General features: G+C 35.2%; 20 protein-coding genes, 1 pseudogene and 1 riboswitch. Of the genes and pseudogenes, 6 read left to right on the forward strand and 15 right to left on the reverse strand.

Going from position 1 to position 16304, the window contains the following annotated elements; translation table 11 throughout:
* Together V7097_RS11185 and V7097_RS11190 are read right to left on the reverse strand one after the other, a co-directional pair.
* A partial coding sequence (locus tag V7097_RS11185; RefSeq protein WP_335703693.1) for a hypothetical protein occupies positions 1-353 on the reverse strand: 353 nt, incomplete at its 3' end.
* Positions 354-385: 32 nt separating this feature from the next.
* Positions 386-859 (reverse strand): Panacea domain-containing protein, encoded by a 474-nt coding sequence (locus V7097_RS11190; RefSeq protein ID WP_335703694.1) that lies wholly within the window; start codon positions 857-859, stop codon positions 386-388.
* Between the two features lie 292 nt (positions 860-1151).
* On the opposite strand from V7097_RS11190, the gene V7097_RS11195 reads away from it, so the two are divergent.
* Together V7097_RS11195 and V7097_RS11200 are read left to right on the forward strand one after the other, a co-directional pair.
* Positions 1152-1508, forward strand: coding sequence for a YolD-like family protein (locus V7097_RS11195; protein WP_335703695.1), 357 nt, complete (start codon positions 1152-1154; stop codon positions 1506-1508).
* Positions 1492-1758 (forward strand): hypothetical protein, encoded by a 267-nt coding sequence (locus V7097_RS11200; RefSeq protein ID WP_335703696.1) that lies wholly within the window; start codon positions 1492-1494, stop codon positions 1756-1758. The genes V7097_RS11195 and V7097_RS11200 overlap by 17 nt, the downstream gene beginning before the upstream one ends.
* A 365-nt stretch (positions 1759-2123) precedes the next feature.
* Here V7097_RS11200 and V7097_RS11205 read toward each other — a convergent pair whose 3' ends face one another.
* Together V7097_RS11205 and V7097_RS11210 are read right to left on the reverse strand one after the other, a co-directional pair.
* Positions 2124-2792: a DUF3800 domain-containing protein gene (locus tag V7097_RS11205; protein ID WP_335703697.1), complete on the reverse strand. Its 669-nt coding sequence runs from the start codon at positions 2790-2792 to the stop codon at positions 2124-2126.
* A 185-nt stretch (positions 2793-2977) separates the two neighbouring features.
* A complete protein-coding gene (locus V7097_RS11210; RefSeq protein ID WP_335703698.1) occupies positions 2978-3202 on the reverse strand; it encodes a hypothetical protein in 225 nt (74 codons plus the stop codon).
* Positions 3203-3390: 188 nt separating this feature from the next.
* On the opposite strand from V7097_RS11210, the gene V7097_RS11215 reads away from it, so the two are divergent.
* The 3 genes from V7097_RS11215 (at position 3391) to V7097_RS11225 (ending at position 6257) form a co-directional block, all read left to right on the forward strand.
* Positions 3391-4407: a peptidoglycan DD-metalloendopeptidase family protein gene (locus V7097_RS11215; protein ID WP_335703699.1), complete on the forward strand. Its 1017-nt coding sequence runs from the start codon at positions 3391-3393 to the stop codon at positions 4405-4407.
* Between the two features lie 399 nt (positions 4408-4806).
* Positions 4807-4891: riboswitch (cyclic di-GMP riboswitch) on the forward strand.
* A 94-nt stretch (positions 4892-4985) separates the two neighbouring features.
* Entirely contained in the window at positions 4986-5696 is a 711-nt protein-coding gene (locus tag V7097_RS11220) for an EAL domain-containing protein (RefSeq protein ID WP_335703700.1), read from the forward strand.
* A gap of 15 nt (positions 5697-5711) precedes the next feature.
* The gene (locus V7097_RS11225) at positions 5712-6257 is read left to right on the forward strand and encodes a PilZ domain-containing protein (protein ID WP_335703701.1); all 546 of its coding nucleotides are present in this window, start codon (positions 5712-5714) and stop codon (positions 6255-6257) included.
* Between the two features lie 85 nt (positions 6258-6342).
* On the opposite strand, the gene V7097_RS11230 is transcribed toward V7097_RS11225, so the two are convergent.
* Together V7097_RS11230 and V7097_RS11235 are read right to left on the reverse strand one after the other, a co-directional pair.
* Complete coding sequence (locus tag V7097_RS11230) at positions 6343-6552, reverse strand: hypothetical protein (RefSeq protein WP_335703702.1); 210 nt, start codon at positions 6550-6552, stop codon at positions 6343-6345.
* 126 nt (positions 6553-6678) lie between these two features.
* Complete coding sequence (locus V7097_RS11235) at positions 6679-7047, reverse strand: hypothetical protein (protein ID WP_335703703.1); 369 nt, start codon at positions 7045-7047, stop codon at positions 6679-6681.
* 156 nt (positions 7048-7203) lie between these two features.
* On the opposite strand from V7097_RS11235, the gene V7097_RS11240 reads away from it, so the two are divergent.
* Positions 7204-7404: a helix-turn-helix transcriptional regulator gene (locus V7097_RS11240; RefSeq protein ID WP_335703704.1), complete on the forward strand. Its 201-nt coding sequence runs from the start codon at positions 7204-7206 to the stop codon at positions 7402-7404.
* A gap of 261 nt (positions 7405-7665) precedes the next feature.
* On the opposite strand, the gene V7097_RS11245 is transcribed toward V7097_RS11240, so the two are convergent.
* The 9 genes and pseudogenes from V7097_RS11245 to V7097_RS11285 form a co-directional block, all read right to left on the reverse strand.
* Complete coding sequence (locus V7097_RS11245) at positions 7666-7941, reverse strand: peptidoglycan-binding domain-containing protein (RefSeq protein ID WP_335703837.1); 276 nt, start codon at positions 7939-7941, stop codon at positions 7666-7668.
* Positions 7942-7995: 54 nt separating this feature from the next.
* Positions 7996-8505, reverse strand: a pseudogene (locus V7097_RS11250) (peptidoglycan recognition protein family protein); the annotation flags it as partial.
* Positions 8506-8611: 106 nt separating this feature from the next.
* A complete protein-coding gene (locus V7097_RS11255) occupies positions 8612-8854 on the reverse strand; it encodes a phage holin (protein WP_335703705.1) in 243 nt (80 codons plus the stop codon).
* Position 8855: 1 nt separating this feature from the next.
* On the reverse strand, positions 8856-9113 hold the full coding sequence (locus V7097_RS11260) for a hypothetical protein (RefSeq protein ID WP_335703706.1): 258 nt from the start codon (positions 9111-9113) through the stop codon (positions 8856-8858).
* Positions 9114-9148: 35 nt separating this feature from the next.
* Positions 9149-9289, reverse strand: coding sequence for a CD1375 family protein (locus V7097_RS11265; protein ID WP_335703707.1), 141 nt, complete (start codon positions 9287-9289; stop codon positions 9149-9151).
* Positions 9290-9293: 4 nt separating this feature from the next.
* Positions 9294-9572, reverse strand: coding sequence for a hypothetical protein (locus V7097_RS11270; protein WP_335703708.1), 279 nt, complete (start codon positions 9570-9572; stop codon positions 9294-9296).
* Between the two features lie 13 nt (positions 9573-9585).
* Complete coding sequence (locus V7097_RS11275; RefSeq protein WP_335703709.1) at positions 9586-12183, reverse strand: phage tail spike protein; 2598 nt, start codon at positions 12181-12183, stop codon at positions 9586-9588.
* Entirely contained in the window at positions 12174-13592 is a 1419-nt protein-coding gene (locus tag V7097_RS11280) for a distal tail protein Dit (protein ID WP_335703710.1), read from the reverse strand. The genes V7097_RS11275 and V7097_RS11280 overlap by 10 nt, the downstream gene beginning before the upstream one ends.
* An 11-nt stretch (positions 13593-13603) precedes the next feature.
* On the reverse strand, positions 13604-16216 hold the full coding sequence (locus V7097_RS11285; RefSeq protein ID WP_335703711.1) for a tape measure protein: 2613 nt from the start codon (positions 16214-16216) through the stop codon (positions 13604-13606).
* Positions 16217-16304: the final 88 nt, after the last annotated feature.

Raw genomic sequence — 16304 nt, forward strand, 5'->3', positions numbered from 1 at the left:
CTATATACATGAACAATATTGATAATCCAAAGTACTGCTATAAGTACAATCATTAAATTAAATTTCACTGGATACTTGGTTAATAAATTTGAATAAGTCCAAAGTATCCAACAAATAATTAATAATATCGAAAATAAAAGATATGTAATTACGGATTTCTCTAACTTCAATTTAAATGCAGAGTATGCTATATCTTTCCTTTCTTTGTAAGCGAAAAAATAAACAGTAAAACTTAGAGGGAGTATAGCTCCAAAAAAGGGTATTAACTTAGTTATTATTAGACTACCACTTTGGATAATTAACAATTCAAGAATATTTATAAAATATATTACTGATAAAGTTATTGAAATCACAATCTTACACCTCACAAAATAAAAAAGCGGTATTAAACAAATACCGCGAGATTATGGTTTGCATCAAAATATTCTTTTATTGAAGACCTGGTAATTTCATCATTAGTATATACAAAATCCGGTAAACCTTCTCTAATATTTAACCAAGGTTTTTCCCTATGAGTTTTCTTTTCAAGTTGCTTTCCATTATAATTTTTATATTTATCCCAAACTTGATCTAGAAATTCACTAATATCTGAACTGATTTCATCAATCTCCGTTGGATCTACGTTTTCAATAATTTCGTTAAAATTATAATGACTATAACCCTTAAAAACATCTGGTACTACGGGTCCATGAACCCAAGCTTCTATCCTATCAGGGAATAAAGGATTTCCCATATTAGATAAGTAATGTCCTTGTGCATAATATAAAAGTTTTTGGAGTTTTAGATTAGTGATGTTCTGTTTTGTACCGGGGATGCTTTTTAATATAAAATACTTAGCAACTTGAATTGCTGGTACCATAAAAATTCCCCTCCTTTTGTTAAGTAATTTCGACATTTTAATTTAAAATTCCTTCTTTATATAATATAACTTTTAAAAAATTAAAACATACCTTGAATATTATTACATTATATGAGTGGTAATTCAAATCCGTACAAAAAGTTATTTTTATTTAATAAATTTAGGCTCTTATAAGGATACCTCTCATGTTTTCATCTTCTTGACAATACTTATACGAACATATACTCTAGTTTCAAGAAATTAAAAGGACATACATTCGTATTTGTGTTTTAATAGGGGAGGTTATCCTTATATGATAAAGGACCGCGGAAAAATAAAATGGCAAGGGTTTTATATGCCTGAACATATTGGTTTGGCAAAGAAAATTGACTGGGATAACAAGAAGGTTGAAAGACCTCTTTTAGATGAGCATCAGCTCGACGAAATAAACCAAACCATATGTGAAGCTATGGAATTTAACTTAGAACTAACATTAGTAATTTATTATAATGGTGGTTTTGATTTACTGCTGGGAAATGTACATTATGTAGATCAACTTAAGAATGAGTTGCGAATTGTGGATAAATTTGAGGATATTCATCGGGTTAAGTTTGAGGATATTATTAAAGCGTTATTAAATACAGGTGAAAATGATGCAAGTATCAATTGATGTATTTCTAAATATTGAAGGCAGCCAACTTCGAAGCGGTGGCTCATTTAACGTTACTCCAAAAGAATATAAGGAGAACCCTGACCAGGCTGTAGCGATTGTAGCTTATCAATACATTCAGGACATTATCGAGGAAACCGGATATAGGGAAACAATTATTGATAAGGTTTTATATGAGGGAAACAAAGATATTACTGAGTTAACGAGGAATATTAAGTGGATACCGCCTGAGGATAATTTGCCTTTTTAAAAGTACAAAACCCCACTTTAAATGAGTGGGGTTTTCTTATGATAGAGGCCTTTATAACGGCTGCCAACACAGACCGCTTATGTGGTTTTAACTATCACACGTTATAAAGGGCTTACTCTATCTATATTATTAGTATTAAAAAAACAAGATCTTTTATACATGATCTTGAAAATATTGTTTCTTTATGGGCGACATAAGCGCAATACCAATAAAACGACTACCACACAGGCAGTTTATGTGTATAAATGTTGTCACACGTTATTAGTGGGTTTACTTGCGCTTAATCATTGTCTTAAAAACACTATAACATTTTATGTTTTAATTTGTAAACATTTTTCTCTTAAATTATTAGGACAAACATTGTTTTAAAAATTGACTACTTTACTTCGACCAAAATATCTCTTAGGAAAGAGTTCCTTTTGAGTTATTTTATCTTTAAAAATTTCATAATACTCATTTCGTCCATATTCATACTTAGCGTATATTGAGTTAGCAACAAAATCAGCCGCTTGTATTGGATATGAATTATGCGATTCCAGATACTGCACATCGATTTTTAAATCTAAATTTAATTCATAATTAAGCCTTATTTTAATGTAACCTTCAAAAGAATTTGTTGATTCAACTTTAATAGTTCTCTTATCTAAATTAATCACTAAGTGTTTCAAACCTTTTGTAAGTGCTACTGGTTCAATTACATATTTTAGCATGTAATTGTAAAGTAAGTTTTCATCTTGAAGTAACTGACTTTTAACATGATGTAGATCTGCAACAATATATCTAATAGATAGATCCTTAGAAGCTATCTTTCTTAGAAAATAATCCTTTATTGGTGGATAAGCATCGCTCGCCTTAATCTCATCATAATCATTAAACGTCGGGAATGTCTGCTTTGTTTTTAAAATAGCCTTTTTCATTACATTGCTCAAAGGCTTAGTGCTCCCATCCATTTGTATACAAGCAATCGTAAAATACCGACCTTGCCTGCCCATATTACCAGATTCATCGAAATTTAAAATGATTTTGTCGCCCATAAAATAAGTAGTTCCTTTCAATTAATATTTTCTATATCTACCGCATTTCGACACTGTGGATATGTGGATAAGTCCTATGTGGATAATGTTGATAAATAAGATTATAACATGATACTAATCTACTATAAACCTTATTTTTCGACATTGTAAAAAAGCCCTACCTCGAGTAAGAGATAGGACTTCTTTCATGTCAATTTCACATTATTTTTTTCTTCAAATTCCTTCAATGCTTCATCTACAATTTCTTCTTTATTACCTGTCTTCGTGACTCTTACCCCTTGATGTCCCCATTGCGTTGGTAATACAAACACATCAAATTCACCATTCGCCATCTCTCCTACTGTCAAATTTACCATTGATTTAAACTCCTGAATTGCGGTTAGTTCCTTAATTTCAGTATTTTTTATCATTTTACATCCCCCCTACTTAGTAAAATTCCATAATAAAGAGTTCATTCCTTTTTATTAATATGACAGAAACGTGAAGGTTTTGTGTCTTAATAGTACGTTTGCACTATTTTGGTTTTATTTGTAAAAAAATGAAGGATTATACATATTTTTGCAGAAATATAGTATTTGATAATAATAGGAGGTGTACTATGAGGATAATTAAGTTATTTATTTCATTTGTTATTGTATTAACAGTTTTTACGTTTGGTGGTTTTAGTAATAAAGCTAGTGCTCAGTTTGATGAAGAGACATTTAAAACTCCCTCAAACGGAACGCTTACTTCTGGTTTTGGACCTAGATGGGGACAGCAGCACAACGGTATCGATATTGCAGCTTATCTTAATAACCCTATCAAGGCTGCAGCAAAGGGGAAGGTAATCGAGGTAGGTAGAAACAGAGCTTCCGATAATAAAAAACCATGGTTTGGAAATTATGTTATTATTTCACATAATTTCGGAGGATCCACCACTTATAATACAGTATATGGTCATTTGAATAGTACCGCAGTAAGTGTTGGTTCTACCGTGAGCCAAGGACAAGTTATTGGATATGAAGGTAACACAGGAGACGTAGTAGGACCATCAGGAATCCATTTACATTTTGAAATTCACAGAAATGGTGCTGCAATAAATCCAGCACCATTAACAGGCGATTGGAAATTTATATCTAGTGGCTGGACTTATAAGTATCTAGATGGAAGTTTACATAAGGGTTGGTTAAAGGATAATGGAACATGGTATTACACCGACACCTCATCAGGTATTATGAAGACTGGATGGGTTTTAGTGGGAACAACCTGGTATTTCATGAATACCAGTGGTGCAATGCAAACTGGATGGATTGTAGATGGTAGCCATTGGTATTATCTTGCGTCAAACGGAGCAATGCAAGCTGGATGGGTACAGGATGGAAGTCATTGGTATTATTTAACTGAAGTTTCTGGTGGAGCAGTCCCTAAAGGAGCGATGCAAACCGGATGGTATTTTGACGGAAGTTCTTGGTACTATTTAAATCCTGTATCAGGTTCAATTCCTAAAGGAGCTATGTACACAGGATGGAACCGTATTGATGGCAAAGACTATTACTTCTACAATAATGGAGTTATGGCAAAAAATACAACTGTTAATGGACGTTACTTAGGTTCAGATGGGGCTGCAACAAATTAATAGTTGTTTGACCTGAAATAAGATATATACATTATATGAAACTAGTATTATAAAAAAGGGTTTAACCTTAGTGTTTAATACATTTTTTGCCCTCACCTTTGTGAGGGCTGTTTCTTTATTATTAAAAAAGCCACCTACTGCTTCAAAATAGGTGGCTCTAGCGCAAAAGCCGGAATCCTCCTTTCCAACTCCTACGCAAGCCTCGTGATGATTATAAATCTAAAAATTACCAAATGCAGTTAAATTTGTCACACTTATAAAAAAATACAAAATTCGACATAAAAAGGTATAAAATAACTAAATTATTCGTTTCCCGAAACTTTTTTGTCAATTTTTGTTGAATTCGCACGACTTTTGTCTTATGCTATATATGGAAAAAGCATTACATTTGAATAAGCTATACGATAACGGCAAACTTATCGAAAGATAAGGACGCAAAGCCACGAACCTAAAGCACACTTGCTATGGTAGTCGGGTTACCGAATTTAGCGGAGAAAGATGACTCCCGTTTTATTTCGGCGTAGTCATCTTTTTTTTATATTCTAAAAAAGTAAGAATGAAAGGGGTGATTACCAAAAATGATTAAAAATTTAATACACAATGAACTATTCACACATTTTTTCCAACCCATCATTGATATTCAAACATGGACTAGGTTAGGATATGAAGGACTTCTTAGAACCTCACATACTGCAAACCCAGAAGAAACTTTTAAACTAGCAAAAACAGAAAAACAGCTCTATGAATTAGATTCGCGGTCTATTCATAAAGCTGCTTTTACCTTCCATTCGGCAGGATTTTCAAAAAAGGACGGTCATTTGTTTTTAAATGTATTTCCATCTACTATTACAAATACAAACTTTCTGCCCTTTATAAAGAAAATTATTACCGAAAACAACTATATAAGTCAACAAGTCATATTTGAAATTAGTGAAATGGAATCAATTAACGATTATATAGGTTTAAAAGAGAATATTTCCAAATTAAAATCAGAGGGTATTCAATTTGCAATTGATGATGTCGGAAAAGGAAACTCTAATCTCAAATCGATAATTGAGCTAAATCCAGATTTTATTAAATTTGATAAGTATTTCTCTAAGAACCTGTATAGGGATACTAAAAAACAAGCAATTATTAAGACTATTCTCCATTACACTAATAGTCATAACATCAAATTAATTCTAGAAGGGCTTGAAACTGATGTAGATTTAGCAGTTGCAAAAGCTATTGGTGTTAAGTATGCTCAAGGCTATATATTGGGAAAACCAAAAAGCCTTAAAATTGTATAATTGAGGTGATAATTTTTGAATTACATAGTTTTATCACAAACTATAATATTAGTATTTTTGTTAATTTTATTTATTAGAGATGAACGAAGATTAGTAAAACAAGCTCATATAATTGAAACTTTAAACAAAAATAATAAATCATTAAAAAATCAATTATTAAAAGTAAATAAATTCAAGCCAGTCAACAAAAGACATTCTTATAGAATTGAACTCCCTGGAATAGATAGCAAATTTACTCTCATTGATATTGGTAACAATTCTTTAGGGGCATTAAAAAATAGGTCTTTTAACGGAATGATTAATGATATTAGTGTTGGGGGACTAAAATTTCATTCACCTTATGAATTTCCCGTTAAATACAATATTATTATTAAAATAAACTTTACTTTCCAAGGTGAGGAATTCGATTTAAGAGGTAAAATTATCCGAAGGGAAGATCACATTAAAGGAAAGTCAGTTTCATACGGTGTTGAGTTTGTTGATTTATCTGTAAATGACACCAAAAGATTAAACGTAACACTACACAATTATCAAGTTACACAAAGGAATAAAATAAGTTAACAAATAGTTTAAGCCCCACTTACGTGAGGGCTCTTTTTATATTTTACAAATAAAAAAGCCTAATCTCCATAGAAATAGGCCTTCCTCATGTTAATCTTACCCAGTTTATTTCCTCAAATTGCTTTATCGCTTCTTCAATTACTTCTTCTTTTATACCTTCCTGTTTAATCCGAACAGATGTTAAATCAGATGCATCGGGAAAAACAAATACATCATATATACCATCTACTTCAAATATCTGCAAATACACTTTAGAATTAATCACTTTGGTTGCAGTTAATTCTTTTCGTTCCATAATACATTCATCCCCCCATTTAGAGGATTCAATAAGGAGAGAATTATTCCTTTGTTATTTTGTGACAAATATGTGAACGATAGGGAAAAAGACCTAACTCCTAAGAGATAGATTGCTTACCCATCCTTATCGTTTTGTAATTGCGCCCATACCTTCTAGTACAATTTTAGCATCTTTATTAAAGTAAGGGATTATATCCTCACGAAGCAATAGTTGAGAGTTTTCTTTGATAAGTAATTTTAATCCCCTTAAATCGAACTTTGTAGCATAAGTATTAATCGTATTTATTATTGCTAATTCATTTCTTTGTAATGGCTTGCAATCTGAATTATGCATGTCAGTTAAAAGTTTCAATAGGTCCCGAGCATTTCTATTTAGGAAATGCCTTTTGGAATTTAATAATTCAATATTTTCTTCAATGTATTTTCTTGCCGTTACTAGATCGAGAGCATCTACGTTGTTGTTTATTTCTCTAATTATCTGTTCTATATCCATTTTTAAGCTCCTATAAAATTATGTCGAATATTGTCTAACAACAATAATATCGGTTACAAAACAACGATTTGAAGAAATTTTCATATTAACGTTGTTGAAAAAAGGATTCCATAATTGTAAAATTCCTTTAGATTCTAGTAGAGAGGTTGTATTATTATGAAACCATCAATTGGTCACAATCTTAGAATGTTAAGTTTCCAAAAAAACTTCACACAATTGCAGGTTGCTCAAGCTGTTGGAATAAGTGAAAATTCTTTGAGTAGATATGAGCAGGGCCAAAGAACGCCAAGCGAAGAGTTACTCTATAAGTTTGCGGAATTTTATGAGGTGCCTGTTTCAAAGATAAGAGTTGAATAAAATAGCCCAAACATCCATGAGGGCTTTTTTAAATTTCAAATAAAAAAGCCCCTTCTCCGAAAAGACAGGGCTACTACTAAAGAGTTTTTGGTGCAATATTAATTTATCCATTAAAGAAAATCTTTATCCAACCGAAAAACGATAACCACAAAGGAATACTAAGCAACGTTCCCCAGAAAAATTCTTTTGGAAAATTTTCTTTTTGTTGCATTTCATCACGTCCCTAGTACTTATATACCCAAGACTTTAAGAAATTATAACCTATTTACTCGTTTCTAACCAATGTTTACGATACACATCTAAGACTTGAGCAAATGCCCTTGCTGTGTAATAATCATACACACCGTTTTGTGTACGAATCATTTGATCCTGCTGGAACTGTTTCACCTTACCAGCTGTCCAATCGTCATAGATGTCTCTATCTTTGTCGGATTGCATAATATAACCTAATGCAGCCAATTGTTGGTGCACAATCCGTACACCTTCACCTTTATCACCAACTTTTAGTGGCAACTCCCCCACCCCTTTCTCAGGCACTTGATTTAGTAATCCTGTCGATACACCTAAAACTTTAGTTTGTGGCTCCCATTGAAATTCCTTTATAACATCATTAATGAACTTTTCCCATGTGATACCGTATCTATTTAAAGCATTATCCGGATCAGTTTTTCGACCTGGGTCAAGTGTTTTATGAGAAACAATGTGTTTTTTCGGATCTAAATTATATTTTTTACAAAGGTAAACATGATACCAAACATATCGCTTGTACGCTTCTTGAAAGTTAATCTTTCCTCCCCAACAAAGCTCAACACCAATTGCTGCATCGTTCGCATCATCACCGAAAATACGATTATCGATTGGTTTGTTGTACTGTACATGCCATGCCTTTTCATTCAACGGAATCATTTCTAAAATATATTTATCATCAATGAACGTATGTGCACTTGCGCTGGGTTGTTGGTTATTGAAATAACTCCAATTTTGATAAGCAGTAGATCCGGAATTACCGGTATCATGGGAGACAATAAATTTTACTTGCCCAATACGCTGACCACTACGTGAATTACCGGTTCTAATGTAGTCTTTTGTAATATGGTACATTGGTTTTCCTCCCTTTTTAATAAAATATGTTAGTCAGTCAATTTCGTACATGTTGTAACAATCCTTTAATACAAATTTAAAAAAAGCTACCTCGACTGAGATAGCCTTATTTCTTCATTAATTTTTGAGCTTGCAAAGCTTTCTTCTGCAGCTGCGCTTTCTTGCTTGTATAAGTGTTTTTCCAAACTGCATATACGTTTACTGCAAGTGCAGCAAATGCAGATAATACTAAAACAAATGCATTGATACTCTGTTCGTTAAACCAATCAAAAGAGATCCCGATCGTCCCAAAGAAAAATAATAATGCTGTTAGAAAACCACCTAATAAAGTAAAAACATCTTTTCTCATCTTACACACTCTCCCTTTTACTAAATAATGTTTTAAGTTGTTCTTCATGCCTTGTAGTTTTAATTTTTAACAAATCGATTTCAGTATCATGTATTTCTAACTGTTTATTCGTACTTAATTCAAACTTTTGCAACGTTTTGTTTAACGCTTCGATGGATTTTTGTAGTGGTTCAATCACAATCTTTTTAAATAAAAAAATTGCAATGCCACCAATAAAGGATAAAATCCCTAAAATCCACGTGATTTCTTGTAAGTACAAATTCCGCTCACCCTTTCAAGGCAAAATAAAAACACCTACTCGGCTAGGTGCCCTAATCCTTCATCTTCTAAAATTTGTTTAACCTGTGGTTTAAGTAGTTCTGGAACATCTGAGTATGACTTCATACCCTTCATGATGTAGGTTGCAAATAACATAGCTAGCATATCTTGTTTCACCTCCTCAACCTCCTAATATCATTTCGGCTAATTCCATAATTGCAAGTGCATTCAATTCATTTTCCGCTTGGACTTGTTCAAGACTTAATGGTTGCACATTCAGTTCCTGTCGCCTCTGATCCAATTCCTCTGGAGAAAGACCTTCCTTCCATTGTTTCAACTCGAAATCATAGATTGGTAAGCAAAGAGATCCTTCCCACCCCGGGACAACAAATTCACTTTCTTCGTACTCACTTAGTACTTCAATCGATTGTCCTTGCTCATTAACCCGATGCCACTCCATAAAAATCACCTTCCTATGTTAGAGGGAATGATACGCCGTCTAAACTCACCCAACCGTTTCCGCCACTCAATAGACACACATCTCCATTGTTAAATATGGTAAGATTTCCTATTCCAGTATCCGTTAACACAGGGAACGTCCTAGCGTTCGAAGGAATATGTCCATTGGCTAACCTAAACATCGGTCTAGTCTGACCAATGGAACCACTAGAAATCCTCCCTTTAAATTCGATTGTATTATTTGAATTCTTTCTATATCCTATGGGTTCAAATCCTCTGTCGTAGTTCACCCAAAAGTTCTGAAAGGAAGGAGATATGAAAGGATTCTGTACAATTGGCTGGTCAAATTTAAAGGAACCTTCAATGACAGTTGGGTCAAAAGATGATCCCCATGATTTGATTAGCCCAGGTGACATTGTTAGACCTTTTACTACCTCGGTTAGATTGTTAAACTTTAGAAGCTCAACAATCCCTTCCTTAAAGGTTCCGTGTTGAAAATTCCCAGCACCTAAATCTCCTCTGGAAGAAGTGAAAACAGCACCTGCTATCTTCCCACCGGTTATATTCGCAGCACTAAAATCAAACGCCCCTAAGTTTTCAATGAATGCAGTATATGCAAATAAATTAGCAATATCGACATGATTCGCTTTAATCACATTTGCTTCGATTTCTGTAGTGCTATCGACAATGTTAGGCCCCTGTGGTCCTCGAGGTCCTGTGTCGCCCTTATCGCCCTTGTCTCCTTTAACCTTATTCCAGGTATAAGAGGAGACGTTATTGCTATCAGCGCTATTAAAATCCACATACGTTCCAATCCATTCGCCAACAGTCTCACCATTATTTGCAGTAAAGTTCTTTCCACCATCGTTCGAGTATTTTACGTGTAGATAACTTGTACTACCGTCGGCACCTGGCTCACCTGGTACACCGTCAGAACCTTTAAAAAGCCCCCATTTATATGAGGTATAGGATGATGGTGCGCTAGGTGTTGTCGTAGTTGCTACACCAATATATAAAGCTCCAGCTGGGTTATCGCTCATAGGATTTCCGTTGGAGTTTTGACTATATTTCACCCAAAGATATGAGCTGGATCCATCCTTACCGTTTTGACCATCTTTTCCATCAAAGTAATCTGTTCCTTTGATTGGTGTGTAACCATCTGCTCCTTTTGATCCCTGTTCTCCTTTAGGGCCTTGTGGTCCTTGTTGACCATCTGCACCATCAAATACTTTTGAAATGGTAATCTGTGAGACTGTGGAGGTCTTGTCACTGATAGCAATCTCAGCTACAAAGGTACTCTTTTCCTCCACATCACTGCTGGAAACATTGATTGATTTTCCTGTTTGATTAAAGGTAGTGTCTACATTTCCGTCCTTGTCACGCTTAACCCATTGATATGAATATTTGTCACCGTCAGAATCGACTTCAAAACCACCAAGAAACGTTTTAGCCGTTAAGGTAGTTTGACCTAGCCCATTTTTAAAAATGTCTCCTGAGCTTGATACCACAGTTGATTGGACAAGTTTAACTAGCCTATCGGACATTACTTGTTTTAGAAGGGCAACTTGTTTTTCCAAATCCTCTTTCTTGTATTCAACGAAGTTACCAATCTTACATTCGAGTACTTTGCCAGTAGAAGGGTCATCCACAATCTCTTGAAAACTAGCTTCAAGATACAAAGGTGGTGAATAACCATCATCTATTGTTCGAGTGATCTGACCTATTCTTATAATTTCGTGATAATGTCCTGCAATATGTTCAATAGTAGCGACTTTACATTCATATGATACATTTGAATCTATGCGCTTTTTTAATTCGTTTTCAGTCAGAGTAGTCAATCGTTCCAACGTCATGTTTTGGTCATCAGATTCAGGATAATAGTCTTCTATTAAGTGCTTACCGTTTCTTCCCCATCGTTGTCGTGCTTCTTCATCCTCAATTAATACTTCAATCCTGGTACCGTCTTCTCTTTCAGGTCCAAATCCCCTTAATGCTGTGACAACTCCTGTGCTGTTCTCAACACGGCGTAAACCTATTAAATCTTTACCGAATTCAATTTCTTTTCCTTCAAAGACCTCACGATCCACGAACATGTCAACGTATCGACCTACAATTCGATTGCCTTTGACTTCGATTCTAAACCTAAGGACCAATCCAAATGTAGATGCTATGTACTTCAACAGTTCATAAGGATTCATTCGTTCAGATATAGTTATTTTCCTAATACCTGCAAATTCAATATTTCCTGGTCGCCACTCTGTACCATTTAATGTGGTTTCTGTCGCTGTTTGTGCAGTCTGACCATCCCAACTGGCTGGAGGTATTGCATCAGCCTTATTCAAATCAACAAAACTAGCTGTCCCAATAACTATTTTTTGACTACGTGTAGGTTGGTCTGAAAATAGAATAATATATTCCTCAAAAAAACCGTCTCTATCCTGTAGGACGAGGCGGTTTCTTCCGTTTAATTTATCCAATTTGGTTAATGCAGTAAATTCAATTTTGTTCTTATTGTCAGTAGTTGTAAAACGTCTTGAGTGAATATATTCCCCCTTATCGAGGGTCCCAATAATCTTGTCGGTTTGTTTATCAAGAATGTGAATTAAAGCCATGCTGTCGGCCACCTCACTTTTAGTGATTCTATCGCATCGAATGGCTCTGCAACAAGAGCACTTTGCCCCGGCTTTACAGAAAAGTATTTTCCGATAAACGCCTTCTCATTATTGATATCTTCACCGTTAAGAGTGATTAATTTTCGTTTGTTATCAAACACAACAACGTCACCAACTCGTCCAATGATAGGTATACCTTGCTGTTGATTAATCCTTGTCACAGTGACATGACTAGCGCCAAGTGATTCAATCGGTAAGTATGCTCCAAACTGTGCAAAATGAAGCCCTATACTTACTAATTTGGTTTGATACTCATTTGTAGAATCAAAGTACTTCTTAGCCTTTGTGGCAAGCTCCTTACCGTTAGAATCAACCTTTTTCAGGAAGAATTCTATTTCTCTACCAATGCGAGTAATTCGTATATAACCGTAAAAACCTTCCCACTTTTCATTAGCATTCCGTACAAGAACCTCTTTTCTCACTTCATTTGCATTGTACAAATATCCTTCTGGCATGTTCTGTTCATAGCTGTTCCACATGTCACTCATACCTAGCATAAAGATCTTTTTGTTTGTCGGATCTAACCCATAAAGTTGAACTTTCCCTAATTCCGTAAGTGTTCGAGCGTTAAAGACAAATGTAAATTCTACAGAAAAGTCTTGAAGTTGCTGAGAAAGTGATTTTTGGACAGCTGGACCATGCCATGCTGTACCCGTACCATAGCTTGAAGGAATGATGTTATTCCCATTACTTGTAACAGTACCCGTCTTCACACTTCCATCGGGAGTAAACCCTGCAGCTCCCCAACCAACTGTGGATGCCATTGAGTCATTAAGAATGATAGTTTTAGGCTCGAATACAATATCATCAACTGACACTGGTTCACCAATCATATTGATTTCTTCACCATTGCCAACTGCGACAAATGTGGTATCTTTTTTCAATTTACAAGTGATGACTGGATATGATTCAGCTGTACCTTCATTCTCAACAATTAGTGGACCTGTTCCCGTTACAGTCTGTTCCTCGCCGTATTTGTAGGGGTCGGGGCAGAGGAAGGTGATAACACCCTTACCCTTCCATAAGATTTCATCTAAATCCAATTCCTCTGTTACTTCAGCATAATAGATGCGATTAGGTTCATCATTGAATATTAATTTTTTTGGCTCATCAGTAATAAGCCACGCTGCTAATTCTTCTTTTAAACTTTGGAGATTACTAGAATTCAAACCACGAACCTCTATAGGAACGTTGATAACCCTAACCTTTATTTTCTTTCCTGATATATAACCGCCTGGACGACCCGGAATTTCAATAATTTCGTGCTCAATAGGTGCCCATGTTGGTCGTTCAACACCTCTTACTGCTCGGATATAGCTTTTTGTAATTCCATCAAATGAAAAACTCACACGGACACCTCCTAAAACAGACTTTCTATAACTTTCTTGATATCCATAGTTTCTTGCATATCGTCAACCGTTGCATATACGATTTCCCTACCATTAATTGCAATACTAACTGGACGTGATGCTAGTCTATTGATTGCTCCAACTAGATTGTCTAGATTGCCTGAACCACTATTTTGAGATGGTACAGATTTGTTACTTGAACCCGTAACAACACTAATAGGCATCACATTCCTAACAGGAGCTGTCACACCTCTTAGCCTATTAATAAAACCGCCTACTTTAGGCGTTTCTGGAGTCATCCAACCAGTGGCTTCTTCCATCTTTCTGATTGTTGATGCTTTTTCTTTATCAATACCAACTTGATAGCCTAGCATCATATTTCGACCAAACAGATCTCTCATAAGGCGTGAGGGTGATTTTATACCAAGGAAACTTTTCGCCTTATCGACTGCGTCGCTAATTGTACTAACAACTTTGTTAGCTAAATCTTTGGCCATTCCAGTAACACCACTAATTAACCCTAAAATTAAATCGATTCCAATCTTCTTCATATCGCTCTTGATTGAGTTGAATTTAGTTCTTATGGTAGACGCCAGTTCAACGAGTTTTGCAGCTACTTTAGATGGGAGCTGAGCAAAGAAACTTACAATTGAAGTAATAATTTCTGCGGTTTTGGATGTAGCATTTGCTTTGAGTTCATTCCATTTCGCCATTGCATTTGAGATCATCTTCCCTAGGTGTGTAGCTACTTTTCCAGGTAATTCAGAGAAGAATTTAACAACTGTGGTTATTATTTCTGACACTCTTTCAATTATTTTCGATCTCAATTCTTGCCATTTTTCCAAGTTGTTAGAAACGAATGTCATCACAAGTTGCTTTACCTCATCACCAAATCTTGTCCATATGCTCACAATATACTGCCACATAAATTTAATTAGTCCCATCACTTTTGTGATGGCAGCACTCCAAACTTCGCTGATTTTATCCCATTGTCCGGTGACTAAATATACAAGTGTCAAAAATCCAGCTGCAAAAAGAGTTTTAACAATTTCCCACCATGTCGAAAAAACCTCTTTAATTGTTGTCAACACTAACGAAACATACTCTTTTATTAAATTCCAGTATGCCGTAAAAACAGTTAGAACGGTTGACCATATTCTTAAAAAAAAGTCTGAAATCGGATTCCATATTTTCTTAAATCCTTCAACTGTATCATTCCACAAGCTAACAAAAAAGGCTTTAGTCGATGACCAAATATCCTTAAACCATTGAACTGTTGACTGCCAAGCTGTTTTTAACGCTACCCAAATTGCTAATCCTGCGATTTTTATTTGATCCCATAATTTGATAAAAAATTCTTTTATTGGTTCCCAATAAACAAAAATTAGGATAGCAGCTGCAATAATGGCAGCAACAACCAAGGCTATCGGATTTGCTAAAATCGTGGCATTAAGAGCTGCCCATGTTGCTTTAACTGCTGTTATTGCTGTTTTAACACTATTTATTACAGCTATCGTTGTATTAAATGCAATTATTCCAGCAACAACAGAAACGATCAACGGTAGCCAAGGTTCTAGAGCTTGATAAATATCCTTTATTGTCGTCCAAAGCTCTTTCCCTTTTTCAACAGCAACAGGAATCATCTCTGCAATATTAAGGAGCACCTCATTGAACCTTTTACCAACGTTCATAATTATGTTCTCTATACTTTTGAAGGAAGTATCTTTCAACACTCCGTCAATTGACTCAATAATGGCCGTTACACCACGAACAACTGCAGTTCTCATGTTCGTATAAGCTGTTTTAATACCGCCACTAGATGTTCGCGCTCTATCCGCAAAACCATTCTGTGTGTTACTAAGCTCAATTAACTTTTTGTTGAATTGATCAAATGTAATGTCTCCCTCTTTAAGAGCGTCATATAAATCATTTTGTGCAGATGCTCCAGCAAATCCAAACGCCTTTGCTGTATCGTTTAACGCCACGCCCATTGTTTCTTGGAGTGTACGCCATGATTCTAAGTCAACCTCTCCACGAGATAACATTTGGACATATTGTTGTAGTCCTCTAGATGCATCCATTGAATTGGATCCCGAGGAAATAAATGCATTGTTTAATGCCAGAGTTGTATCTACTGCTCCGTTTAAATCACTTGTCATTACTGCAATTCGTTGCGCTGTTCCTGCTACATCATCAAGTGTTGTAGGCAAACCCTGTATACCGTCAGATAACCGAATAATAGCTTTTTGAGCATCTTCCGATGAAAACCCTATCTGTTGTAAAACTAAGGGGAATGTATTTAAGGTATCGTAACGTGATATTGCACCATCTAAGGCACTTGTTACCATGTTGATCGCTTTTGCTCCTAGTGCGACTAACCCTAATGCAGTAACAATTTTACCGATACCAATGGCAGCTCTTGCTCCTTTTTCCCCAACACCTCCGACGGATGTACCCAATAAATCAGCTTTTTCCTTCATAGTCAGAAAACGTCCATTGGCAGCTCGCCATCTTCCGTTTTTGTCCTGGAACGCGCCATCAAGTTTTTTCCCTAATCTGTCTGCCGATTTTTCTGCGTCTTTACTGTCTAAGTTGACATCAATTACTACTTTTCCATCAGCCATTTACATACTTCACCCCCATACTTAAAAATTGATTTTGTATAGGGGCTCATAGGCTCTCTAGTTTTTAATTTTATTTATTTCATGGCAC

Source organism: Bacillus sp. JJ1562 (assembly GCF_036962705.1).
Lineage (GTDB): Bacteria > Bacillota > Bacilli > Bacillales > Bacillaceae_L > Ferdinandcohnia.

Bases quoted from the DNA above. Each gene is read 5' to 3' on its own strand.
- V7097_RS11190 (WP_335703694.1), bottom strand. From the start codon at position 859: ATGGTACCAGCAATTCAAGTTGCTAAGTATTTTATATTAAAAAGCATC.
- V7097_RS11195 (WP_335703695.1), top strand. From the start codon at position 1,152: ATGATAAAGGACCGCGGAAAAATAAAATGGCAAGGGTTTTATATGCCT.
- V7097_RS11200 (WP_335703696.1), top strand. From the start codon at position 1,492: ATGCAAGTATCAATTGATGTATTTCTAAATATTGAAGGCAGCCAACTT.
- V7097_RS11205 (WP_335703697.1), bottom strand. From the start codon at position 2,792: ATGGGCGACAAAATCATTTTAAATTTCGATGAATCTGGTAATATGGGC.
- V7097_RS11210 (WP_335703698.1), bottom strand. From the start codon at position 3,202: ATGATAAAAAATACTGAAATTAAGGAACTAACCGCAATTCAGGAGTTT.
- V7097_RS11215 (WP_335703699.1), top strand. From the start codon at position 3,391: ATGAGGATAATTAAGTTATTTATTTCATTTGTTATTGTATTAACAGTT.
- V7097_RS11220 (WP_335703700.1), top strand. From the start codon at position 4,986: ATGATTAAAAATTTAATACACAATGAACTATTCACACATTTTTTCCAA.
- V7097_RS11230 (WP_335703702.1), bottom strand. From the start codon at position 6,552: ATGGAACGAAAAGAATTAACTGCAACCAAAGTGATTAATTCTAAAGTG.
- V7097_RS11235 (WP_335703703.1), bottom strand. From the start codon at position 7,047: ATGGATATAGAACAGATAATTAGAGAAATAAACAACAACGTAGATGCT.
- V7097_RS11240 (WP_335703704.1), top strand. From the start codon at position 7,204: ATGAAACCATCAATTGGTCACAATCTTAGAATGTTAAGTTTCCAAAAA.
- V7097_RS11255 (WP_335703705.1), bottom strand. From the start codon at position 8,854: ATGAGAAAAGATGTTTTTACTTTATTAGGTGGTTTTCTAACAGCATTA.
- V7097_RS11270 (WP_335703708.1), bottom strand. From the start codon at position 9,572: ATGGAGTGGCATCGGGTTAATGAGCAAGGACAATCGATTGAAGTACTA.
- V7097_RS11275 (WP_335703709.1), bottom strand. From the start codon at position 12,183: ATGGCTTTAATTCACATTCTTGATAAACAAACCGACAAGATTATTGGG.
- V7097_RS11285 (WP_335703711.1), bottom strand. From the start codon at position 16,216: ATGGCTGATGGAAAAGTAGTAATTGATGTCAACTTAGACAGTAAAGAC.